Consider the following 20,154-nt stretch of genomic DNA (forward strand, 5'->3'; position numbering starts at 1 on the left):
TCAGACCATCTCCGGTTCGGGAAGGGGGATCGGGTTCGGCAGGATCGCGGCGATCAGCGCCGCAAGCGCCTCGGGGGTGTCGGCACCGCCAAGCGTGTGGCGGTCGGGGCGCAGAACGGTGGCACGGGCGCCAAGCCGCGCAAGATGCTCGGCGGCGTTGCTGGTCTCGGTCGTGACCAGACCGACACCCGCCGGCAGGGCAAGGCCGCGGGCCAGATCGGCCTCGGCCACCACTACCCATTGGTGGCGGAAGACCTCGTCCATCCGCCGCCCGTCGGCGAGCCGCGGCTGACCGAAGAGCCGCCCGGCCTTCGGCCCGATGCCAAGTCCCGGGCCGATCGGCGGCGCGATGCTTTCCATCCGCGCCGAGCCGTCGGCCGAGGGCAGTGCCGCGCGCAGCGCCGCCTCGGTGCCCGCGGTGTTGATGAGGCCGCCAAGCCGCACCGCGGTCTGGATATATTCGCGGGCATTGGGCTTGCGCTCGCTCTCGTAGCTGTCGAGAAGCGCCTCGGCCGCCGCGCCCGTCACCTTGCCCTGACACAGAAGCGCGAGCTTCCAGTAGAGGTTCGCGACATCGCGGGTGCCCGCGCACATCCCCTGGCCCATGAAGGGCGGGGTCTGGTGGCAGGCATCGCCCGCCAGCAACAGCCGCCCCTTGCGCCAATCCTCGGCGACAAGCGAGTGGAAGACGTAGACCGCGGTGCGTTCGAGCACCGCCTCGTCCGGACCGAGCCAGTCGGAGAGCAGCTCCCACACCCGCTCGGGGCGGGCGATCTCGGTGCTGTCCTCGCCGGGCTTCACGGTGATCTCCCACCGCCGCCGCGTCCCCGGGCAGCGCACATAGGTCGCCGGCCGGTCGGGCACGCAATACTGGATCGAGTGGTCGCCCAGCTCGGGCTTGTCGGCGTTCAGGATCACATCGACGACCAGCCAGCGTTCGTGGAAGCCGTAATCCTCCATCCCGCTCTCGATGTAGCGGCGCACGAGCGAACGCGCCCCGTCACAGCCGACGACATATTTCGCCGCGACATGTTCGACCTTGCCGCGCGACATGTCCTCGAAGCGGATCTCGACCCGCTCGCCCTGATCCTCGACGAAGAAGGCCTCGCAACGGGTGCGGACGGTGACGCCCGGCCGCGCCGCCATGTCCTCGCGCAGGATCCGTTCCAGATCGGGCTGGTGGAAGCGGTAATTCGCGCGCCAGCCCTGCGGCCCCTCGCCCTGCGGCCGCGGCCAGTCGAGCAGCAGATCGCCTTCGGCCGAGACGAAGCGCATGCCCGGATGCAGCGCCGTGAGCGGCTCGATCTTCTCGGCGATACCGATCCACTGGAACACGCGCATCACCTCGGCATCGAAATGCACCGCGCGCGGCAGGTGATAGGCGGCGCTCTCGCGTTCGAGCACCAGAACGCTCAGCCCGCATTGCGCCAGCAGATGGGCGAGCGTGGCGCCCGCCGGCCCGTAACCGATGATGGCGACGTCATACTCCTGCATCAGCCCCTCCCGTGCTTGGCAAGTTCGCCGTAAAGCCAGGGGCAATCGGCCACCGGCGGCGAGCGGCGCCCGTTCTGTGCCGCCGCGAGCCGCATCTCGCGCAGCGCGATCCGGGCCGGGTCGTTTTCCTCCAGATAGAGCCGGTCATGGCCCCAGAAGCTCGGGCCCACGGTGGTCTCGTGCGGCTCCCAGCTTGCCTGGTCGATCAGCCGCCCGCCCCAGCCGTTCTCGACGAAGAAGCCCGAGGGCGAATTGGCGTAATAGCTGGTCATGTAATCATTGGTGTGCCGCCCGAGGGTGTAGGCGACGCGCCCTTCCTCGAGCTGGGCAAGGTCATAGCCCTGGCCGAGATCGTCGAGGTTGCAGAACTCGACCATGAAATGGTGGAAGCCCTCGCGCCCCGAGCCGACCATGGCGAAGGAATGGTGCCGGTCGTTGAGGTGGAAGAAATAGAGCCCATAGGGCACCCGCCCGAAATCCGAGACGCGGAAGTCGAGAAGATCGCGGTAGAAGGGCATCATCACCTCGATGTCCTTCACATGCAGCACCGCGTGCCCCATTCCGAGCGGACCGGTCATGAAGCCGTCGATCGGCCGGCCGGGCACGAAGGGATCGGTGGCGATCATCGGCGCGTGAAAGAGCTCGACGCGGTTGCCCATCGGGTCCTCGAACCAGATCAGGTCGCCCACAAGGCGGCGGTCGGCAAGCGCACCGGTGCCCCAGTGCACCGCGGTGCCGGCGGCATCGAGCCGCGCGGCATAGGTCTCGAGATCGGCGCGATGCGCCACCTCGAAGCCGAGGAAGGCCAGCGTCTCGCCCGGCTCGTCCGAGACGAGCAAGCGCTGCGCCTTGTCGTCCATGCGGAAGGCAAGCGCCTTGCCGCCGCGGTCGATCTTCTGCATCCCCAAGAGCTTGCCGGCGAAATCGCTCCACGCGTCAAGCTTGTCGGAGCGCACGCCAAGATAGCCCAGTGCAATGATTGCCATGGTCACCTCCATCATCGGTCGGGGTTTCCCCCGGTCTGGGCGGCGCGCCGCGCGCGCCCGGGAAAGGGCCCCGGCCCGTCCGGCAGACGGACGGACCGGGCCCGGCTCATTCGCCCGCGATCGCCTGCGCGCGGGTCAGCACCGCCTCGGCAGCGGTCTTGTCGGTCTGCTCGGCCAGCCATTGCGCCGGCGCCCCGGCGAGCGCCGCGTCCCACTCGGCCTGCGTCGCGGCATCGAGATCGGTGAAGGTCACCTTGCCATCGGCGCGGAAGGCCGCCTCGATCTCGGCATCGGTGCCGTCGACCACGCCCGCGATCCACTCCGCCGCGGCGCGCCCCGACATCGCGTCGATCACCGCCCGGTCGGCCTCGGGCAGGCTCGCATAGGTCGCCTTGTTCATCAGGATCGCCATCGGCGAGGCGGTGAAGCGGGTGTCGGTGACATAGGGCGCCACCTCGTTCAGCCGGAAGGTGCGATAGGCGTCCATCACCCAGACCGCGCCCTTCACCACGCCGCGCTCGAGGTTCTCATAGACCTGCGGCGCGGGCACCGAGACGCCCGAGGCGCCGACGAGATCGAAGAGGGTCGAGCCGAATTTCGACGGCGTGCGCAGCTTCAGCCCCTTCAGGTCGGACGGATGCAGCGCCGGCGCCCCGGTCATGAAGACCCGGTAACCGGTCGTGGTGAACAGCGCGATCACCTTGTAATCGGCGTATTCCTTGCCCAGAAGCCCCTCGTCGGCGAGGGTGTCGAGGATCTTCGCCCCGCCCGACGCGCTTTGCACGAGGCCCGGCAGCTCGACCACGCTGCTCATCGGGAACAGTCCCGGGGTATAGGTCGGCACCACCAGCGCGACATCGGCGACGCCCGCCTTCACCAGCTCGGCCTGCGCCGGCGCCGCGCCGAGCATCGCGCCCGGGTAAAGCTTGAAGGCATTGCCCTTCGAGAGCTGCGGATTGACCCGGTCGATCCAGGCCTGCAGGACCTTCGCCGAATAGAAGCCCTGCGGCGGCTCGTGGCTCGACACCCGCATCTCGCGCGCCTCGGCCACCGGTGCGGCCAGCAGCAGCGCCAGTGCCGCAGTCTTCAGGAACGTGTTGAACATGGAAATCCCTCCCTTGGATGTCCGGATGTCAGATTGCTGCATGGGGAAGCCAGGTCACGATCGCGGGCACGGCGATGACGATCGCCACGCGCAGCAGATCGGCCAGCACGAAGGGGGTGACGCCGCGCCACAGGTCCATCATGCTCAGCTCGGGGTTCGTCGTCTTCAGCACGAAGAGGTTCATCCCCACCGGCGGCGTGATCAGCCCCATCTCGACCACCATCACCGCGAAGATGCCGAACCAGATCAGATCGATCCCCGCCGCCTGCGCCACCGGCACGAAAAGCGGCACGGTCAGCAGCAGCATCGCCAGGCTGTCCATCAGCGTGCCGAGGCCGAGATAGATCGCCAGCATCAGCAAGATCACCAGCAGCGGATGGTCGAGCAGCCCCGAGAACAGCCCGGTGAGCGAGAACGGCAACCCCGAGAGCGCGAGGAAGAAGTTGAAGAGGTTCGCCCCGATCAGCACCAGATAGAGCGCGCCGCAGGTCAGCGCGGTGTCCATCGCCGCGTCGAAGAAGCCGCGCGCGCTCAGCCGGCGCGACAGCACGCCATAGGCCAGCACCACCGCCGCGCCGATCGCCGCGGTCTCGTTCGCGGTGAAGAGGCCGGAATAAAGACCGCCCATGATCAGCCCGAAGATGCCGAGCGGCGGCACCAGCTCGCGCAGCGCCTCGCGCCGCTCGGCGCCGGTCGCGCGGTTCCGGCTGGGCGCCGAGGACAGGCCGAGCCAGATCGGCACCCAGATCGCGAGGCAATAGAGCGTGATCGCGATCACAATCGGGCCCGCCGTCGCCAGCAGCAGCGAGCGGATCGACTGCTCGGCGATGAAGGCATAGATCACCAGCACCGTCGAGGGCGGGATCAGGATGCCGAGCGTGCCGCCCGCGGCGATCGCGCCCGCCGAGAGCGAGGGCGAATAGCCCGCACCGCGCATCTCGGGCAGCGCGATGCGGCCCATCGTGGCGGTGGTGGCCAAGGACGAGCCCGAGATCATCCCGAAGCCCGCCGAGGCGCCGATCGTGGCCAGCGCCAGCCCGCCGCGGCGATGCCCGATCAGCACCGACATCGAGCGGTAGAGCTTCGACGACAGCCCGCATTGCGCCGCCAGATTGCCCATCAGCACGAACAGCGGCAGCATCGTCAGGGTGTAATTCGTCAGGCTGTCCCAGACCGTGGTGGCGCCGATCGTCATCGCGCCCGAGACGCCGATGATCATCGCCGCGCCCCCAAGCCCGACAAGGCCAAGCGCGACCGCGACCGGCACCTCGAGGAAGATCATCACGATCGCGGCGAGAAACCCGAGCCCGCCCAGCACCAGCCCGCTCATTCCGCCGCCCCCCGGCGCCATTCCAGCCAGAGCCCGACGCAGGCGGCGAACAGCGCGGCCGCCAGCGTCACCGCGGTGACCGAAAGCAGCATCGGCATCGACAGGCCGAGATCGGCCGAGGTCTCGGGCGAGCCGAGCTTCGACAGCGCATTGGCGCCGACGATCCACACCATCAGCCCGGCGAAGACCAGCGAGGCCACCGCGCCGAGCCGGCCGAGCGGGCGCAGGAACAGGGTCGGCATCAGCTCCGACAGCAGTTTCGCGGTGACGTGGCTGCGCAGCGCATAACACACCGGCATCGACAGCAGCGCCCCGAAGCCGATCGAATAGGAGGTCAGCTCGATCGCGCCGCGGACGTTGATGCCGCCCAGCTTGCGCAAGATCACATCGGCCACGGTGACCCCGGTGCCAAGCAGGAAACAGCCTGCCGCCGCGCTGAGAAGCGCCACGGAAATCAATGGATTGGTCTTGCGCACCATGTGTCCCGCGCCCTCCCAAGCGCCGCGCCGCCGCGTGGTTGCGGCGCCCTCGTCCGGATGTCCTTGCTGGCGGCCGCCGGTTCTCCCAAACCGCGGGCCGTCACTCCCGCCCCCGGGATAGCGGAGGGTGGGGGCGGAAACGAAGCCTGATGCCGGAAGTGTCCGTCAGGCGGACACGGCGTCTCAGCTCAGCACGCGGCGCAGCCCGGCCTGCACCTTGAGCAGCGCCGGCAGATAGAGCGTCACCAGATCGGCGGCGCTGCCCTGCACCGCGGCGACGCCGGTGTTGAGCGCGGCGACCACCCGCCCGCGCGCGGAATAAAGCGGCACCGCGATCGAGCGCAGGCCGGGTTCGACCTCCTGATCGATCAGCGCATAGCCCTCGCGCCGCACCTGGGCCAGGCGCGCCATGATCTCCTCGGGGTCGGTCAGGCTGAAGGCGGTGCGCGGGCTCAGATCGGCACGGTCAAGAAGTGCATGCGCCTCCGCCTCGGGCAGCGCGGCCAGCAGCACCCGCCCCATCGAGGTGCAATGCGCCGGCAGCCGCGAGCCCGGCATCAGCCCGATCGACATCACCCGGCGTTGCGCGGCGCGGGCCAGATAGACGATCTCGGTCTCGTCGAGGATCGAGACCGAGGTCGACTGCCCGATCTGCTCGCTCAGCTGATCGAGCCAGGGCTGCACCAGTTGCGCCAGCGGCAGCGCGGCCAGCGCCCCCATGCCAAGCCGCAGAACCCGTGGCGTCAGGGTGAAGAACTTGCCGTCATAGTCCGCATAGCCGCCCTCGTGCAGGGTCAGCAGGCAGCGCCGCGCCGTGGCCCGGTCAAGCCCGGTGATCTCGCTCACCTCGCTGATGCTGAGTCGCGGATGCTCCGCCCGGAAGGCCTCGATCACGCTCAATCCCTTGAGCATCGAGGCGATGATGTCTGTCTTGTTCGCCATGCGCACAAAGATTTGCGCAATCCGAACAAAAGTCAACATGCGCACAAAAGCGCTTCGCCCGACCGCCTGCCCGTGCCTAGGTTCCGGCAATCCAATCGGAGGAGACCATGGACAAACGCATCGCGACACTGGCCGAGGCGGTGGCCGGCATCGAGGACGGGGCGACGGTGATGATCGGCGGCTTCGGCGGCTCGGGCGCGCCGATCGAGCTCATTCACGCGCTGATCGACCGCTTCATCGCCACGGGCAGCCCGAAGAACCTGACCGTCGTCAACAACAACGCCGGCAACGGCCATGTCGGTCTTGCGGCGCTGATCGAACAGGGGATGGTGGCGAAGCTGATCTGCTCCTTCCCGCGCTCTGCCGACCCGAAGGTGTTCACCGAGCTCTATCTGGCCGGCAAGATCGCGCTGGAACTGGTGCCGCAGGGCACGCTGGCAGAGCGCATCCGCGCCGGCGGCGCCGGCATCCCGGCCTTCTACACGCCGACGAGCTATGGCACCGATCTGGCGCAGGGCAAGCCGGTCGAGGAGTTCGACGGGCGGCCCTATGTGCGCGAACGCTGGCTCAAGGCCGATGTCGCGCTGATCAAGGCGGAGCTCGGCGATCACCATGGCAACCTGACCTTCCGGATGGCCGCGCGCAACTTCAACCCGCTGATGGCGATGGCCGCCGCGCGCACCATCGCGCAGGTCAGCCACGCCGTGGAGCCGGGCGGGATCGCGCCCGAAGAGGTGATCACCCCGGGCATCTTCGTTCAAGGCATCGTCGAAGTGCCTGCCCCCGCGCAGGAAGAGGCGCTGAACCGCGCCAATGCCCATTACCCGGAGGTGACAGAATGACCGCGAAACTCTCGAACGCCCAGATCGCCTGGCGCGCGGCGCAGGACATCGCCGACGGCGCCTATGTCAACCTCGGCATCGGCTTTCCCGAGATGGTGGCGAAGTTCCAGCCCCCCGGCCGCGAGGCGGTGTTCCACACCGAGAACGGCGTGCTCGGCTTCGGCGAGGCGCCCGCGCCCGGCGAAGAGGACTGGGATCTGATCAATGCCGGCAAGAAGGCGATCACGTTGAAGCCCGGCGCCGCCTTCTTCCACCATGCCGACAGCTTCGCCATGGTGCGCGGCGGGCATCTCGATGTCGCGATCCTCGGCGCCTATCAGGTGGCCGAGAATGGCGATCTGGCGAACTGGTCGACCGGGCCGAAGGGTGTGCCGGCCGTCGGCGGGGCGATGGACCTTGTCCATGGCGCCAAACGCGTCGCGGTGATCACCGACCATGTCACCAAGGACGGCAAGCCGAAGCTGCTTCAGGCCTGCACCCTGCCGCTCACCGGGGTCGGCTGCGTCACCCGGGTCTATACCTCGCTTGCGGTGATCGACATCGAGGACGGCCATTTCGTGCTGCGCGAGAAGCTGCCGAGCCTGTCCTTCGATGACCTTCAGGCCGTCACCGGCGCCGCGCTGCACCTTGACGGTGCGGTCGCCGACCTCATCACTCCGGAGCTCTGAGATGACCGACGTTTTCATCTGCGACTACATCCGCACGCCGATCGGCCGCTTCGGCGGCGCACTCGCCACGGTGCGGGCTGACGATCTGGGCGCCATTCCGCTGCGCGCGCTGAGGACGCGCAACCCGAATGTCGACTGGGCCGCGGTCGACGATGTGATCTTCGGCTGCGCCAACCAGGCGGGCGAGGACAACCGCAACGTCGCGCGCATGTCGCTGCTGCTTGCGGGTCTGCCGGTCACGGTGCCGGGCAGCACGATCAACCGGCTCTGCGGCTCGGGCATGGACGCGATCCTGACCGCCGCGCGGGCAATCAAGGCGGGCGAGGCCGAGCTGATGATCGCGGGCGGCGTCGAGAGCATGTCGCGCGCGCCCTTCGTGATGCCCAAGGCCGAAAGCGCCTTCTCGCGCGCGGCCGAGGTGCATGACACCACGATCGGCTGGCGCTTCGTCAACCCGCTGATGAAGGCGCAATACGGCGTAGACTCCATGCCCGAGACCGCCGAGAACGTCGCCGAGGATTTCGCCATCTCGCGCGCCGATCAGGACGCGTTTGCGCTCCGCTCGCAGGCGAAGGCCGCGGCGGCGCAGGAAAACGGCCGGCTGGCGCAGGAGATCACCCCGGTCGAGATCCCGAACCGCAAGGGCGCGCCGAAGATCGTCGACCGCGACGAGCATCCGCGCGCGACGACGATCGAGGCGCTCTCGGGCCTCAGGGCCATCGTGAAGACGGGCGGCACGGTCACCGCGGGCAATGCGAGCGGCGTGAACGACGGCGCCGCGGCGCTGATCCTCGCCTCGGAGGCGGCGGCACGGCGGCACGGGCTGACCCCGATCGCGCGGGTGCTGGGCGGGGCCGCGGCCGGCGTCGCGCCGCGGATCATGGGCTTCGGCCCGGCGCCCGCCTCACAAAAGCTGATGGCGCGGCTCGGGCTGAGCCAAGCGGATTTCGACGTGATCGAGCTGAACGAGGCCTTCGCGAGCCAGGGCCTCGCCACGCTGCGCGCGCTTGGCATCGCCGATGACGATGCGCGGGTGAACCCGAACGGCGGCGCGATCGCCCTTGGCCATCCGCTTGGCATGTCCGGCGCGCGGATCACCGGCACGGCGGCGCTCGAGCTGCTGAAGACCGGCGGCAGGCGCTCGCTCTCCACCATGTGCATCGGCGTAGGCCAGGGCATCGCCATCGCCCTCGAACGGGTCTGAGGCCCAAAGGAAACGGCCGGCCCCGGGACGAGGGGCCGGCCGCGGACGCAGGACGCGGGATGTGGGATCAGTAGCGCGCGTCCTTCGGTTTCGGGTCCTTCGGCCAGTCCTTCACCTTGTCGGGGAAGTCGGGGCGCGGCATGTGCGAGAAGTATTCCGCCACGTCGATCGCGTCCTGATCCGACAGCCCCCCCTGCCCGAGCGGGAACTTGCCATGCGCCGCAATCGGCATGTTCTGCTTGACGAAGGCGGCAGCGGTGAAGGTGCGCGCCATGCCGGCGCCGATGTTGAAGGAATGATCCCCCCAGAGCGGCGGATAGACCATGCGCCCGGCGGCATCGGTCAGCCCCTCGCCATTCTCGCCATGGCAGGCGGCGCATTGCTCGGCATAGATCGTCTTGCCGCGCACCGGATCGGGGATCAGCGAGGTATCGACCTTGCCCACGCCGCGGCCCTCGACCTTGTCCTCGGGCTTGGTCTCGCCCTTCATCCAGTCGAAATAGGCCAGCATCGCCTTCATGTCGGGGCTGTCCTTCGCCAGCGGCTTGCCGTTCATCGAGCGGCGGAAGCAGCCGTTGATGCGGTCCTCCATGTCGATCACCTTGCCCGCCCGCTTCTGGTAGGAGGGGAAGAAGGCGGTGATGCCGACATAGGGCGAGCCATTCGCCACCGTGCCCGCGTTCAGGTGGCACGAGGTGCAGTTCAGCTCGTCGCCGACATGATCGGGCAGCAGGTCGCGGGTCTCGGCATTCAGCCGCATGCCGTGCACCAGCTGATCGGCATTCGGCGCGCCGAGCATCGCGGCAAGCCGCGGCGTCTCGAAGGTCGAGCTGTCGACCTCGGGGCCGATCGCCTTGCGGGCCTTGGCCACTGCCTCGGGCGTCACCGGCGCGGCGCCCGCGCCGAAGTTCTCGCGCACGAAGCTGAGAATCTGCGCGATCTCGTCATCGCCGAGCTTGGCGAAGCCCGGCATGTGGAAGGCGCGCGGATGCGCCGCGGTCATCGCGCTTTGCCCGCCGGTCAAGGTGATGTGGATGAGCGTCGCGGGATCTTCGGCCGAGATCGTGTGGTTGCCGCCGAAGGGCGGGAAGACGCCGGGCACGCCCTCGCCGTTCGGGCGGTGGCAATCCGAGCAGAACTGCGCATAGCCAAGCCCGCCCGGCGTGGTCCAGGTGGTCTCGGGCACCAGCGCGGCGACCACCTCGGCGGGGCTGGTCGGCTGCTCCGGCCGGTCGGCGGGCAGCGATTTCATGTAGACCGCCATCGCCGTCAGATCGAGGTCGGAGAAATGCTGCGTCGAATGCGAGATCACGTCGACCATGCTGCCCGAGACGGTGGCAAAGCGGTTCTGCCCGGTCTTCAGCAGCCGCACCATGTCGGAGACGGTCCACAGGTTGCGCAGGTTGACGGCATTCCAGTTCTCGACCTGGGCGCCCGACAGGAACTTGTCCCCCTGCGGCCCGGTGCCGTCCATGGTGACCTCCTGGAAGCCGATGCCGCGGGGCGTGTGGCAGGCGCCGCAATGGCCGAGGCTCTGCACCAGATAGGCGCCGCGGTTCCACACCGCATCCTTCGACGGATCGGGGGTGAAGGGGGCGCTTTGCAGGAAGGCGGTGTTCCAGTAGGCCAAGCCCCAGCGCTGGTTGAACGGGAAACCAAGGTTGGTTTCGGGCGTCGCCTGTTTCACCGGCGCAAGGCCCTGGCTGAGATAGGCCCAGAGCGCGCCCATGTCGGCCTCGGTCATCTTCGCATAGGAGGGATAGGGCATCGCCGGATAGAGGTGATGGCCGTCCGCCGCCACGCCCTTGCGCATCGCGCGGTCGAACTCGGCATAGCTCCAGCCGCCGATGCCGGTCTCGGGATCGGGGGTGATGTTGGTCGAGTAAATCGTGCCCATCGGGCTTTCGAGGGCAAGCCCGCCCGCCATCTCCACCCCGTCCTTGGCGGTGTGGCAGGCGACGCAATCGCCAAGCTCGGCGATGTAGCGGCCGCGCGCGATCAGCTCGGCGCTGGCCTCGCCGGTGAAACCGGGCGTCACCGCCTCGAGCGCCGGAGGTCGGGCGAGGAACAGCGCCGTCCCCCCGGCCAGCACCGCGACCACCCCGACGGCGGCTGCATATTTCCCCTTGCGACTTGTCTTGTCCGTAGCCATGGCGATCACTTCCACTCTTCTGCGCTTGTCCGAGGCTAGGAAGAGGCCCCCTTGCGGGCAATCCGGGGTTAGCCCGAAGCCTCTAGGGGTTTACCCGAGGGGGAAAGCGCGCGACGTCAGAAAGACGGCCCCAGCGCCGGATCGCGCCACGACTTTCAATGCACTGAAATCAATATGGATTTCCGACATCCGGCCGTGCAAACGCGCTGCCCGGGAGTGCCCGCACCTCGGGGCGCGGCACAATGACACGGGGCGCGCCCCCGATGGATGTGGAAAGGCCCGCGCGGCACCATGAAGGTGCGGCGCGGGCCCGAGGGGGCAGCGGGGCGCCCTGCCCCGCCACCACGGGGTCAGAGCGCGATCATCACATGCCGCACGACCGAGTAATCCTCGAGCGCATAGATCGACATGTCCTTGCCATAGCCCGACTGCTTCAGCCCGCCATGCGGCATCTCGTTGGTCAGCATGAAATGGGTGTTCACCCAGGTGCAGCCGTATTGCAGCCGCGAGGCGACCGAGAGGCCCTTGCTCACGTCCTTGGTCCAGACCGACGACGCCAGACCATAGTCCGAGTCATTCGCCCAGCCGATCGCCTCCTCGGGCTCGTCGAAGCGGGTAACCGAGACGACGGGGCCGAAGACCTCGCGCCGGACGATCTCGTCCGACTGCAGGGCGCCCGCGATGACGGTCGGCTTGTAGAAGAAGCCCTTGCCCTCGGGGATCTCGCCGCCGGTGGCGACCTCGATGTGGTTCTGTTCACGGGCGCGGGCAACGAAGGAGGCCACGCGGTCGCGCTGCCGCGGCGAAATCAGCGGCCCCATCTCGTTCAGGCTGTCGTCCTCGTTGCCGAAGCCGATGGTCGAGACCGCGGCGGCGAGGTCCGCCACGAATTTCTCGTAGACGCCCGATTGCGCATAGATCCGGCAGGCGGCGGTGCAATCCTGCCCGGCGTTGTAATAGCCGAAGGCGCGCAGCCCCGCGACGGCCGCCTCGACATCGGCATCGTCGAACAGGATCACCGGCGCCTTGCCGCCCAGTTCCAGATGCGTGCGCTTGATCGTGCGCGTCGCGGCCTCGAGCATCTTGCGCCCGGTGGCGATGTCACCGGTGAGCGAGATCATCGCCACCTTCGGGTGGTTGATGAGCGCCGAACCCACGGTCTCGCCACGGCCGAGGACGATGTTCACGACGCCCTCGGGCAGCACCTCGGCAAAGATCTTCGCCATCGCCAGCGCGGTCAGCGGCGTCTGTTCGGAGGGCTTGAAGACCACGGTGTTGCCTGCGCCGATCGCCGGGGCGATCTTCCAGGCCATCATCATCAGCGGATAGTTCCAGGGCGCGATCGAGGCGACGACGCCGATCGGGTCGCGCCGGATCATCGAGGTGTGGCCCGGCAGGTATTCGCCCGCCACCGGCCCGTGCATGGTGCGCACGGCGCCCGCGAAGAAGCGGAAGCAGTCGATGATCGCCGGCAGTTCATCGCCAAGCGCCATGTGCCCGGGCTTGCCGCAGTTCAGCGCCTCGAGCCCGGCGAGCGTCGCCGCCTCGGCCTCGATCTTCTCGGCGATCTTCAGCAGATAGCCCGCGCGCTCGGCCGGCGTGGTGCGCGACCAGGTGGTGAAGGCCTTCGTCGCGGCCGTGACCGCCGCCTCGACCTGCGCGAGCGAGGCCTCGGGAAGGGTGACGATCACCTCGCCGGTGCGGGGGTTGAGGATCTGTTCCTCGGTCTCGGTGCCCGAAACGAGGTCGGCGCCGATCAGCATCTGCGTTTGCATGGAGGTCTCCCAGTCAGTCATTTCTCGGAACCGGCGGTGTTTTCGCCGTCTTTGGTCAGGTAATAGGCGGCAAGGATCGGCAGTACCGTCACCAGCACCACGGCCATGGCGACGACGTTGGTCACCGGGCGCTGGCGCGGGCGGACGAGTTCCTCGAGCATCCAGATCGGCAGGGTCGACTGGTTGCCGGCGGTGAAGGTGGTCACGATCACCTCGTCGAAGGACAGCGCGAAGGCGAGCATGCCGCCGGCCAGAAGCGCCGTGCCGATATTGGGCAGGATCACCAGACGGAAGGTCTGCTCCCCGTCCGCGCCGAGATCCATCGCCGCATCGATGAGCGAGCCCGAGGTGCGGCGGAACCGCGCCACGGCGTTGTTGTAGACGACCACGATGCAGAAGGTCGCGTGGCCAAGGACGATGGTCCAGGTGCTGAACGGGATGTCGAGCAGCGCGAAAGCCGAGCGCAGCGAGATCCCGGTGATGATGCCCGGCAGCGCGATCGGCAGGATCACGAGGAGCGAGATCGCCTCGCGTCCGAAGAAGCGCGAGCGGGCGACGGCGGCGGCGGTCAGCGTGCCCAGCACCAGCGCGATCGAGGTCGAGATCGCCGCGACCTTCAGCGACAGGCCAAGCGCCTGCCAGACGTCGCCACGTCCGAGCGTCACGCCCAGCCACTTCGTGGTCAGCCCCGGCGGCGGGAACTGATAGCTCTTTTCCTCGGTGGTGAAGGCGTAAAGGAAGATCAGCGCGATCGGGGCGAGCAGGAACACGAGCCCGCCGATCGCCGAGAGTTTGAGCGCAAGCGGCGCCTTGGTATCAGAGTGCATCGAAAGCCCCCATCTTGCGCGCGCCCCACAGGTAGAAGCCCATGAGCACGATCGGAACCACGGTGAAGGCGGCGGCAAGCGGGATGTTCCCGGCCGTGCCCTGCTGGGTGTAGACCGCCTGACCGATGAACAGCCGGCCCGAGCCGATGATCTGCGGGATAATGTAATCGCCGAGCGTCAGCGAGAAGGTGAAGATCGAGCCCGCGACGATGCCCGGCAGGGCCAGCGGGAACAGCACCATGCGGAACGACTGCCGCGGCGTCGCGCCGAGGTCCGAGGCGGCCTCGAGCAGCGGTCCCGGCACCCGTTCAAGCGAAGCCTGCACCGGGATGATCATGTAGGGCAGCCAGATGTAGACGAAGACGATGAAGGTGCCGAGATAGCTGACCGAGAGCGAGTTGCCACCGATGACCGGCAGCGACAGGATGCCGTCGAGCGCCCAGGTCAGATGCAGCTTGGCAAAGACCCAGTTCAGGATGCCTTCCTTCGCCAGCACCAGCTTCCAGGCGTAGACCTTGACCAGATAGCTCGACCACAGCGGCAGCATGACGCCGATGTAGAAGAGCGCCTTCCATTTCCCCTTGGCATAGCGCGCGGCGAAATAGGCGATCGGGAAGGCCAGCACCGCCGAGGCGAGCGTGACCGAGCCCGCCATCACCACGGTGCGCGCGATGATGTCGAAATTCGACGGGCGCAGCAGCTCGGCATAGGTGGAAAGGGTGAACTCGTGCTTCACCACGCCCGAGAACTCGTCGATCGAGAAGAAGCTCTGCATCAGCAGCGCGATCAGCGCGCCGATGTAGACGATGCCGAGCCACAGCACGATCGGCAGGATCATCAGGAAGGTGAACATCCGCGGATGGCGGATCACCCAGTCGACGCCCCGCGCGACAAGCCCCGCGCGCGGCGGGAAGATCGCGTGATCGGTCATGCGCCCGGCTCCATCACATGCACCTTCGCCGCGTCCCAGCCGATGCGGGCACTCTGGCCGGGTTCGGGCAGGGTCTCGGCGGGCGAGACGAGCGCGGTCAGCGCCTGGCCGTCCAGCTCGAGGCCAAGCTTGACCACCCGGCCGTGATAGGCGCGCGCGGTGACCCGGGCCTCGCGGCCGGCGGGATCGAGGCGGATATCCTCGGGGCGCAGGCTGGCCCAGCGGCCGGCGGGACCGGCGCCGACGAACTCGGCCGGCAGCACGTTCGAGGAGCCGACGAAATCGGCGACGAAGCGGCTTGCCGGGCGGCGGTAGATCTCTTCGGGGGTGCCGACCTGCTGGATCGTGCCCTGCGCGAAGACCGCGACGCGGTCGGCCATCGACAGCGCCTCTTCCTGGTCATGGGTGACGAAGACGAAGGTCATGCCAAGGGCGCGCTGCAGCCGGCGCAGCTCTTCCTGCATCTGCTCCCGCAGCTTGAGGTCAAGCGCGCCGAGCGGCTCGTCCAGAAGCAGCACGCGCGGCTTGTTGACGAGCGCCCGGGCGAGCGCCACACGCTGCCGCTGGCCGCCCGAAAGCGCCCCCGCACGGCGGTCGCCATAGCCCGCGAGTTCCACCAGCTCGAGCGCCTCCTCGGCGGCGCGGTTGCGCTCGGCCCGGCCCACGCCCTTCACCCGCAGCCCGAAGGCCACGTTGTCGCGCACATCCATATGCGGGAAGAGCGCATAGTTCTGGAACACGGTGTTGACGTTGCGCCGATAGGGCGGCACGCCCTCGGCCCGTTCGCCATAGATCTCGATATGGCCGGCGGTCGGCTGCTCGAAGCCCGCGATCAGGCGCAGACAGGTGGTCTTGCCGGAACCCGAGGGCCCCAGCATGGCGAAGAACTCGCCATCGGCGATGTCGAGGTCAACACCGTCGACGGCACGGACGATGCCGAAATGCCGACAGACGCCGCGGAAACTCACAGCTTGGGTCATGCTTGGTCTTTCAGGGGAGGAAGTCAGGAAGGGGGGCCCGGGCGTCACCGCCCGGGCGCAGGGCGGATCAGCCGCCCATCACGGCGATGTAGTCGGACACCCAGCGGTGATAGGGCACGCAGCCGCCGGCCTCGCATTTCGAGGTGGGGGTGCGCCAGAACCAGATCTTGTCGAAGTCCTTCAGCCCGTTCGCGTCGCAGCCCTCGGCGGTCTGCATCCCCGACTTGTCGGTGCAGGCCTCGGGGACCGAGGGCACGGCGCCGAACCAGACCGACAGGTCCGACTGCAGGTTCGAGTTCAGCGAATGCTCCATCCACAGATAGGCGCAGGTCGGGTGCTTGGCGTCCGAGTGCAGCATCAGCGTGTCGGCCCAGCCCGAGGCGCCTTCCTTCGGCACGACCGAGCCGACCGGCGCGCCGTCGGCCTTCAGCAGGTTGACCTGGAACGGCCAGGAGGACGAGGCGACGACGCCCTCGTTCTTGAAGTCGTCGATCTGCACCATCGCGTCATGCCAGTAGCGCGAGACGAGCTGGCGCTGGCCCTTCAGGAGTTCAAGCGCGGCGGCATACTGGTCCTCGTTCAGCTCGTAGGGGTTCTCGATGCCGAGCTCGGGCTTGTGCGCCTTCAGATACATCGCGGCATCGGCGATGTAGATCGGGCCGTCATAGGCCTGCACCCGGCCCTTGTTCGACTTGCCGTCGGGGAGCGTCTGTTCGTTGAACACGACATCCCAGCTGTCGGGCGCGGTCTTGAACACCTCGGTGTTGTACATCAGCACGTTCGGGCCCCACATGAAGGGCACGCCGTAATGGGTGCCGTCGACGGTGTGCCAGGGGGCATCCTTCAGCCGGTCGTCGACGCGCTTCCAGTCGGGGATCAGATCGATGTTGACCGGCTGCACCTTGCCGCCCGCGATCAGCCGCAGCGAGGCATCGCCCGAGGCCGTCACCAGGTCGAAGCCCCCCTGGTTCATCAGCGACACCATTTCATCGGAGGTGCCCGCGGTCTTCACCTCGACCTTGCAGCCGGTGGTCTGCTCGAACTTGGTGACCCAGTCATAGGCCGGGTCGGTCTCGCCGCGCTCGATATAGCCCGGCCAGGCAACGATCGAGAGCGCGCCCTCGGGCTTGCCCAGTTCCTTCAGCATCTCGGCCTGCGCCGGCAGCGACAGCGCTGCGCCGAGGGCAATCCCCGAGGCGCAGAGGTTCAGAAGCTTTTTCATCAAAATGTTCCCTGTTGTCGCGGGGCATGTTGGGGCCCCTCGCACGGAAGCGTGATCGAGATGGCACGTTTTCGCAAATTCAATTGACAGAAGCGCGCTATCGGAAAAGTCGATACCGGAATTTATCGTTGCGCCGAATAGCTTTGCGCGGCGCGGATAAATTCGCGCGCGGTCTCGGGAAGGGGCGCGCCCTTGCGCCAGACCACCCCCACCTGCACCACAGGCAGCTTGCCCGAGACATCGCGCGAGACGATCCGGTCACCTTCGAGCGACCAGCGGCGATAGACGAGCTCGGGCAGAAGGGCGATTCCCGCCCCCGTCGCCACCAGCGAGCGCACCGCCTCGACCGACCGGGTGCGGAAGGCCACCCGCGGGCGCGCGCCGAGCGCGCTCAACAGGCCCCGCGTCGCCTCCTCGATCTCGTCGAGGCGCAGCATGATCATCGGCTCGCCCACCAGATCCTCGATCGCGACCGAGGTCGCCTCGGTCAGCCGGTGGCCGTTCGGCAGCCACAGCTGATAGGGCGAGACCTCGAGGATCTCGGTCTGCAGCGCCATCCGGTCGCGCAGCGCCGAGGTCACCATCACCGCCACGTCCAGCTCGCCGCCGATCAGCAGGTGTTCGAGGTAATCGCCGCTGTCCTCGAGCGCGGTGACATCGACATTGGGGTTCGCCCGGCGGAACCGCGCGAGGATGTCCGAGAGCACATAGCCCGCGACCAGCGAGGTCACGCCGACATGCAGCGACCCGCTGAGCTTTTCGGTGTCCGAGACCACCGCCTGCCGGGCGTCGGCGATGCTGGCCAGAATGCCCTGCGCGTGGCGCAGGAACTGGTGCCCCTTCTGGGTGATCTCGAGCCCGCGCGGGTGACGCTCGAAAAGCGCGACGCCCAGGTCGGCCTCGAGGTCGCGGATCGCCTCGGTCACCGCCGATTGCGAGATCGACAGCGCCAGCGCCGCCCCCGAAACCGTGCCGCTTTCGGCGGCGGCGATGAAATAGCGCAGCTGGCGGATGGTGAAGGCCATGCGGGGGCTCCCTCTCTTGCCCGGGACAAGACCCGCCCGCGCCGGCGCGGTCAAGCCCCGCGGGCGGGCTCAGGGCAACTCGGCCGGCTCGCCCCAGTCATAGCCGCGCACCAGATCGAGCCAGGCCTGCGCCGCGGCCGACAGATAGGCGCCGCGGCGCCAGACCATCGCCATCACCCAATCGGTGCCCGGCTCGCTCAGCGGCACGCAGCGCACCGCCTTGCCGGCCCGCTGCTGCGCGATCATCCGCGGCAGGAAGGTGGTGCCCATCCCCGCCGCGACCAGTTTCACCATGAAGTCGATCTGGCTGCTCACCGCCACCACCTTCGGCTCGAGTTCCGCCCGGCGGCAGGCGTCGAGGATCACCCGGTGCAGCGCGAAGCCGCTCTCGAACATGATGAAGGGGGTCTCGCGCAGCTCGGCCAGCGCGATCCGCCGCCGCCGCGCCAGCGGATGGCCGGGCGGCAACAGCGCCACCAACGGCTCGCGCCGCACAAGCTGCACCTCGAAATCCTCCGAGGTCGGCAGAAGCGCGCCGGCAAAGTCGATCTCGCCCGCGCGCAGGCTTTCCTCGAGCCGGTCGCTGCCGTGCTCGGTCAGCTGCACTTCGACGCCGGGATAGCGCTGCCGGTAGGTGGCGAAAAGCGGCGCGAAAAGCGTGCTCGACCCGATCGGCGGCAGGCCGAGCCGCAGCACGCCGCGGCCGAGCCCGCGCAGATCGTCGAGCTCGGCCAGCAGGTCGTCGCGGTCGGCCAGAAGCCGCACGCCGCGGCGATAGACGATCTCGCCCGCCGTGGTCAGCACGCTGCGGTGCCCGATCCGGTCAAGCAGCGGCACGCCGATCTCGTCCTCGAGCTGCTTCACCGCCTTGCTGATCGTCGATTGCGTCGCGTTCACCTCGCGCGCGGCCTGGGAAAACCCGCCCTGGCGGACGACCTCGACGAACATGCGCAGCGGGCGGAATTCCACGATCATTCTCCTTTGGAATAGTTTTCAGTCAATCAATTCATTTCACTCATGGCAAGCCCTTCCCTAGATAAGAGCGATCGAAAGGAGGGCCGCGATGTCGACTCACTATGCTGTTTCAAAGCGGCTGCACCGCAGCACGGCGCTGCAGATCGGGGCGGTGCTGGTCTTCTGGGGCCTTGGCACCGCGCTCGCGGTCGCCTCGGGCGTGCCGCTGCCGGGGGGCATCCTCGGCCTTGCGCTGCTGCTCGCGCTGCTGCTCAGCCGCCGTCTCAGCGCCCTCAGCCTGCGCCGCGGCACCAGCTGGTTCCTGGCCGAGATGCTTTTGTTCTTCGTGCCCGCCGTGCTTGCGGTGCTTGGCCATCGCGAATTCTTCGGCCTGATCGGGCTGAAGATCCTTGCCGTCATCCTGGTCAGCACGATCTCGGTGATGGTGTCGACCGCGCTCGCCGTCGAGGCCTGCTATCGCTGGACGTCCCGCCATGCCTGATCTGCCCGCCATGCCTGACCTGTCTCTCGCCACGCTCGATCCGATGGCGCTGACCGGCGCGAATGTGCTGCTGTGGTCGGTGCTGACGATCGGCTCCTATGCGATCGCCAAGCGGATCTACCGGCGCTGGACGCATTGGTGGCTGATGCCGCTCGCAGTCGCGCCGGTGCTGGTCGCGGCGGCGGTGCTGGCGTTGCATGTCAGCTATCGCGACTACATGCGCTGGACGCATTGGCTGGTGCTGCTGCTGGGCCCGGCGACCGTCGCCTTCGCGGTGCCGATCTACGAACAGCGCGTGCTGATCCGCCGGCACTGGCCGGTGCTGCTGGTGGGCATGATCGCCGGCAGCCTGACCGCGATCGTCACCAGCTGGGGCCTGGCCTCGCTCCTCGGTCTTGACGAGGCGCTGCGGCTGAGCCTGGTGCCGCGCTCGATCAGCACCCCCTTCGCGATGGAGGTCTCGGGCGACATCGGCGGCGTGCCGGACCTGACGGCGGTCTTCGTGGTGATCACCGGCATCACCGGCGCGGCGCTCGGCGACATGATCCTCGCCCGTCTGCCCTTCGCCTCGGCGCTGGCACGGGGCGCGCTCTTCGGCATGGGGGCGCATGGCGCGGGCACGGCGCGCGCACATCAGATCGGCTCGGCCGAGGGCGCGATCGCCGGCCTCGTGATGGTGCTCGTGGGCATCCTCAACGTGCTGATGGCGCCGGTCGTGGCGATGATCCTCGCCTAA

The 20,154-nt window shown here is 68.2% G+C and carries 19 protein-coding genes; 5 read left to right on the forward strand and 14 right to left on the reverse strand.

Annotated elements, in window-relative coordinates; genetic code table 11:
• The 6 genes from mhpA to AC0QTQ_RS13590 form a co-directional block, all read right to left on the reverse strand.
• On the reverse strand, positions 1-1,494 hold the full coding sequence (gene mhpA, locus AC0QTQ_RS13565) for a bifunctional 3-(3-hydroxy-phenyl)propionate/3-hydroxycinnamic acid hydroxylase MhpA (RefSeq protein WP_480257013.1): 1,494 nt from the start codon (positions 1,492-1,494) through the stop codon (positions 1-3).
• On the reverse strand, positions 1,494-2,480 hold the full coding sequence (locus AC0QTQ_RS13570; RefSeq protein ID WP_121534980.1) for a VOC family protein: 987 nt from the start codon (positions 2,478-2,480) through the stop codon (positions 1,494-1,496). Before AC0QTQ_RS13570 ends, mhpA begins: the two co-directional genes overlap by 1 nt.
• 106 nt (positions 2,481-2,586) lie before the next feature.
• Positions 2,587-3,585 (reverse strand): TRAP transporter substrate-binding protein, encoded by a 999-nt coding sequence (locus AC0QTQ_RS13575; protein ID WP_480257014.1) that lies wholly within the window; start codon positions 3,583-3,585, stop codon positions 2,587-2,589.
• A gap of 28 nt (positions 3,586-3,613) precedes the next feature.
• The gene (locus AC0QTQ_RS13580; RefSeq protein ID WP_128148350.1) at positions 3,614-4,915 is read right to left on the reverse strand and encodes a TRAP transporter large permease; all 1,302 of its coding nucleotides are present in this window, start codon (positions 4,913-4,915) and stop codon (positions 3,614-3,616) included.
• The gene (locus tag AC0QTQ_RS13585; RefSeq protein WP_480257015.1) at positions 4,912-5,394 is read right to left on the reverse strand and encodes a TRAP transporter small permease; all 483 of its coding nucleotides are present in this window, start codon (positions 5,392-5,394) and stop codon (positions 4,912-4,914) included. The genes AC0QTQ_RS13580 and AC0QTQ_RS13585 overlap by 4 nt, the downstream gene beginning before the upstream one ends.
• Before the next feature lie 183 nt (positions 5,395-5,577).
• A complete protein-coding gene (locus tag AC0QTQ_RS13590; protein WP_480257016.1) occupies positions 5,578-6,336 on the reverse strand; it encodes an IclR family transcriptional regulator domain-containing protein in 759 nt (252 codons plus the stop codon).
• A 107-nt stretch (positions 6,337-6,443) separates the two neighbouring features.
• On the opposite strand from AC0QTQ_RS13590, the gene AC0QTQ_RS13595 reads away from it, so the two are divergent.
• Genes AC0QTQ_RS13595 through pcaF form a run of 3 tightly spaced genes read left to right on the forward strand, consistent with a single transcriptional unit; the run spans position 6,444 to position 9,050 of the window.
• The gene (locus AC0QTQ_RS13595; protein ID WP_480257017.1) at positions 6,444-7,178 is read left to right on the forward strand and encodes a 3-oxoacid CoA-transferase subunit A; all 735 of its coding nucleotides are present in this window, start codon (positions 6,444-6,446) and stop codon (positions 7,176-7,178) included.
• On the forward strand, positions 7,175-7,846 hold the full coding sequence (locus tag AC0QTQ_RS13600; protein WP_480257018.1) for a 3-oxoacid CoA-transferase subunit B: 672 nt from the start codon (positions 7,175-7,177) through the stop codon (positions 7,844-7,846). Before AC0QTQ_RS13595 ends, AC0QTQ_RS13600 begins: the two co-directional genes overlap by 4 nt.
• 1 nt (position 7,847) lies before the next feature.
• Positions 7,848-9,050, forward strand: coding sequence for a 3-oxoadipyl-CoA thiolase (pcaF, locus tag AC0QTQ_RS13605; protein WP_480257019.1), 1,203 nt, complete (start codon positions 7,848-7,850; stop codon positions 9,048-9,050).
• A 67-nt stretch (positions 9,051-9,117) separates the two neighbouring features.
• On the opposite strand, the gene AC0QTQ_RS13610 is transcribed toward pcaF, so the two are convergent.
• From AC0QTQ_RS13610 to AC0QTQ_RS13645, 8 genes are all read right to left on the reverse strand, one after another.
• A complete protein-coding gene (locus AC0QTQ_RS13610) occupies positions 9,118-11,202 on the reverse strand; it encodes a c-type cytochrome (protein ID WP_480257020.1) in 2,085 nt (694 codons plus the stop codon).
• A gap of 350 nt (positions 11,203-11,552) precedes the next feature.
• The gene (locus AC0QTQ_RS13615) at positions 11,553-12,977 is read right to left on the reverse strand and encodes a gamma-aminobutyraldehyde dehydrogenase (RefSeq protein WP_480257021.1); all 1,425 of its coding nucleotides are present in this window, start codon (positions 12,975-12,977) and stop codon (positions 11,553-11,555) included.
• A gap of 17 nt (positions 12,978-12,994) precedes the next feature.
• Positions 12,995-13,804 carry an ABC transporter permease gene (locus tag AC0QTQ_RS13620; protein WP_480257022.1) on the reverse strand — a complete coding sequence of 270 codons (810 nt, stop codon included), beginning with the start codon at positions 13,802-13,804 and terminating at the stop codon, positions 12,995-12,997.
• Complete coding sequence (locus AC0QTQ_RS13625; protein WP_480257023.1) at positions 13,794-14,735, reverse strand: ABC transporter permease; 942 nt, start codon at positions 14,733-14,735, stop codon at positions 13,794-13,796. Before AC0QTQ_RS13625 ends, AC0QTQ_RS13620 begins: the two co-directional genes overlap by 11 nt.
• Complete coding sequence (locus tag AC0QTQ_RS13630) at positions 14,732-15,715, reverse strand: ABC transporter ATP-binding protein (protein WP_480257024.1); 984 nt, start codon at positions 15,713-15,715, stop codon at positions 14,732-14,734. Before AC0QTQ_RS13630 ends, AC0QTQ_RS13625 begins: the two co-directional genes overlap by 4 nt.
• Before the next feature lie 67 nt (positions 15,716-15,782).
• A complete protein-coding gene (locus tag AC0QTQ_RS13635) occupies positions 15,783-16,937 on the reverse strand; it encodes an ABC transporter substrate-binding protein (RefSeq protein WP_480257025.1) in 1,155 nt (384 codons plus the stop codon).
• Between the two features lie 122 nt (positions 16,938-17,059).
• On the reverse strand, positions 17,060-17,962 hold the full coding sequence (locus tag AC0QTQ_RS13640) for a LysR family transcriptional regulator (protein ID WP_121534430.1): 903 nt from the start codon (positions 17,960-17,962) through the stop codon (positions 17,060-17,062).
• Positions 17,963-18,031: 69 nt separating this feature from the next.
• Positions 18,032-18,931, reverse strand: a complete 900-nt coding sequence (locus AC0QTQ_RS13645) for a LysR family transcriptional regulator (protein WP_121534506.1) — start codon at positions 18,929-18,931, stop codon at positions 18,032-18,034.
• Between the two features lie 94 nt (positions 18,932-19,025).
• Here AC0QTQ_RS13645 and AC0QTQ_RS13650 point away from each other — a divergent pair, with 94 nt between their 5' ends.
• Both AC0QTQ_RS13650 and AC0QTQ_RS13655 read left to right on the forward strand, forming a co-directional pair.
• Positions 19,026-19,418, forward strand: coding sequence for a CidA/LrgA family protein (locus AC0QTQ_RS13650; RefSeq protein WP_121534431.1), 393 nt, complete (start codon positions 19,026-19,028; stop codon positions 19,416-19,418).
• Positions 19,411-20,154, forward strand: a complete 744-nt coding sequence (locus AC0QTQ_RS13655) for an LrgB family protein (RefSeq protein WP_480257026.1) — start codon at positions 19,411-19,413, stop codon at positions 20,152-20,154. Before AC0QTQ_RS13650 ends, AC0QTQ_RS13655 begins: the two co-directional genes overlap by 8 nt.

It is taken from the genome of Paenirhodobacter sp. YD-8, from assembly GCF_056590935.1.

Excerpts from the sequence above, each read along its gene's own strand:
- AC0QTQ_RS13610 (WP_480257020.1), bottom strand. The coding sequence starts at position 11,202 with ATGGCTACGGACAAGACAAGTCGCAAGGGGAAATATGCAGCCGCCGTC.
- AC0QTQ_RS13570 (WP_121534980.1), bottom strand. The coding sequence starts at position 2,480 with ATGGCAATCATTGCACTGGGCTATCTTGGCGTGCGCTCCGACAAGCTT.
- pcaF (WP_480257019.1), top strand. The coding sequence starts at position 7,848 with ATGACCGACGTTTTCATCTGCGACTACATCCGCACGCCGATCGGCCGC.
- AC0QTQ_RS13585 (WP_480257015.1), bottom strand. The coding sequence starts at position 5,394 with ATGGTGCGCAAGACCAATCCATTGATTTCCGTGGCGCTTCTCAGCGCG.
- AC0QTQ_RS13640 (WP_121534430.1), bottom strand. The coding sequence starts at position 17,962 with ATGGCCTTCACCATCCGCCAGCTGCGCTATTTCATCGCCGCCGCCGAA.
- AC0QTQ_RS13580 (WP_128148350.1), bottom strand. The coding sequence starts at position 4,915 with ATGAGCGGGCTGGTGCTGGGCGGGCTCGGGTTTCTCGCCGCGATCGTG.
- AC0QTQ_RS13615 (WP_480257021.1), bottom strand. The coding sequence starts at position 12,977 with ATGCAAACGCAGATGCTGATCGGCGCCGACCTCGTTTCGGGCACCGAG.
- AC0QTQ_RS13635 (WP_480257025.1), bottom strand. The coding sequence starts at position 16,937 with ATGAAAAAGCTTCTGAACCTCTGCGCCTCGGGGATTGCCCTCGGCGCA.
- AC0QTQ_RS13655 (WP_480257026.1), top strand. The coding sequence starts at position 19,411 with ATGCCTGATCTGCCCGCCATGCCTGACCTGTCTCTCGCCACGCTCGAT.
- AC0QTQ_RS13590 (WP_480257016.1), bottom strand. The coding sequence starts at position 6,336 with ATGGCGAACAAGACAGACATCATCGCCTCGATGCTCAAGGGATTGAGC.
- AC0QTQ_RS13630 (WP_480257024.1), bottom strand. The coding sequence starts at position 15,715 with ATGACCCAAGCTGTGAGTTTCCGCGGCGTCTGTCGGCATTTCGGCATC.
- mhpA (WP_480257013.1), bottom strand. The coding sequence starts at position 1,494 with ATGCAGGAGTATGACGTCGCCATCATCGGTTACGGGCCGGCGGGCGCC.
- AC0QTQ_RS13575 (WP_480257014.1), bottom strand. The coding sequence starts at position 3,585 with ATGTTCAACACGTTCCTGAAGACTGCGGCACTGGCGCTGCTGCTGGCC.
- AC0QTQ_RS13595 (WP_480257017.1), top strand. The coding sequence starts at position 6,444 with ATGGACAAACGCATCGCGACACTGGCCGAGGCGGTGGCCGGCATCGAG.
- AC0QTQ_RS13650 (WP_121534431.1), top strand. The coding sequence starts at position 19,026 with ATGTCGACTCACTATGCTGTTTCAAAGCGGCTGCACCGCAGCACGGCG.
- AC0QTQ_RS13620 (WP_480257022.1), bottom strand. The coding sequence starts at position 13,804 with ATGCACTCTGATACCAAGGCGCCGCTTGCGCTCAAACTCTCGGCGATC.
- AC0QTQ_RS13600 (WP_480257018.1), top strand. The coding sequence starts at position 7,175 with ATGACCGCGAAACTCTCGAACGCCCAGATCGCCTGGCGCGCGGCGCAG.
- AC0QTQ_RS13625 (WP_480257023.1), bottom strand. The coding sequence starts at position 14,735 with ATGACCGATCACGCGATCTTCCCGCCGCGCGCGGGGCTTGTCGCGCGG.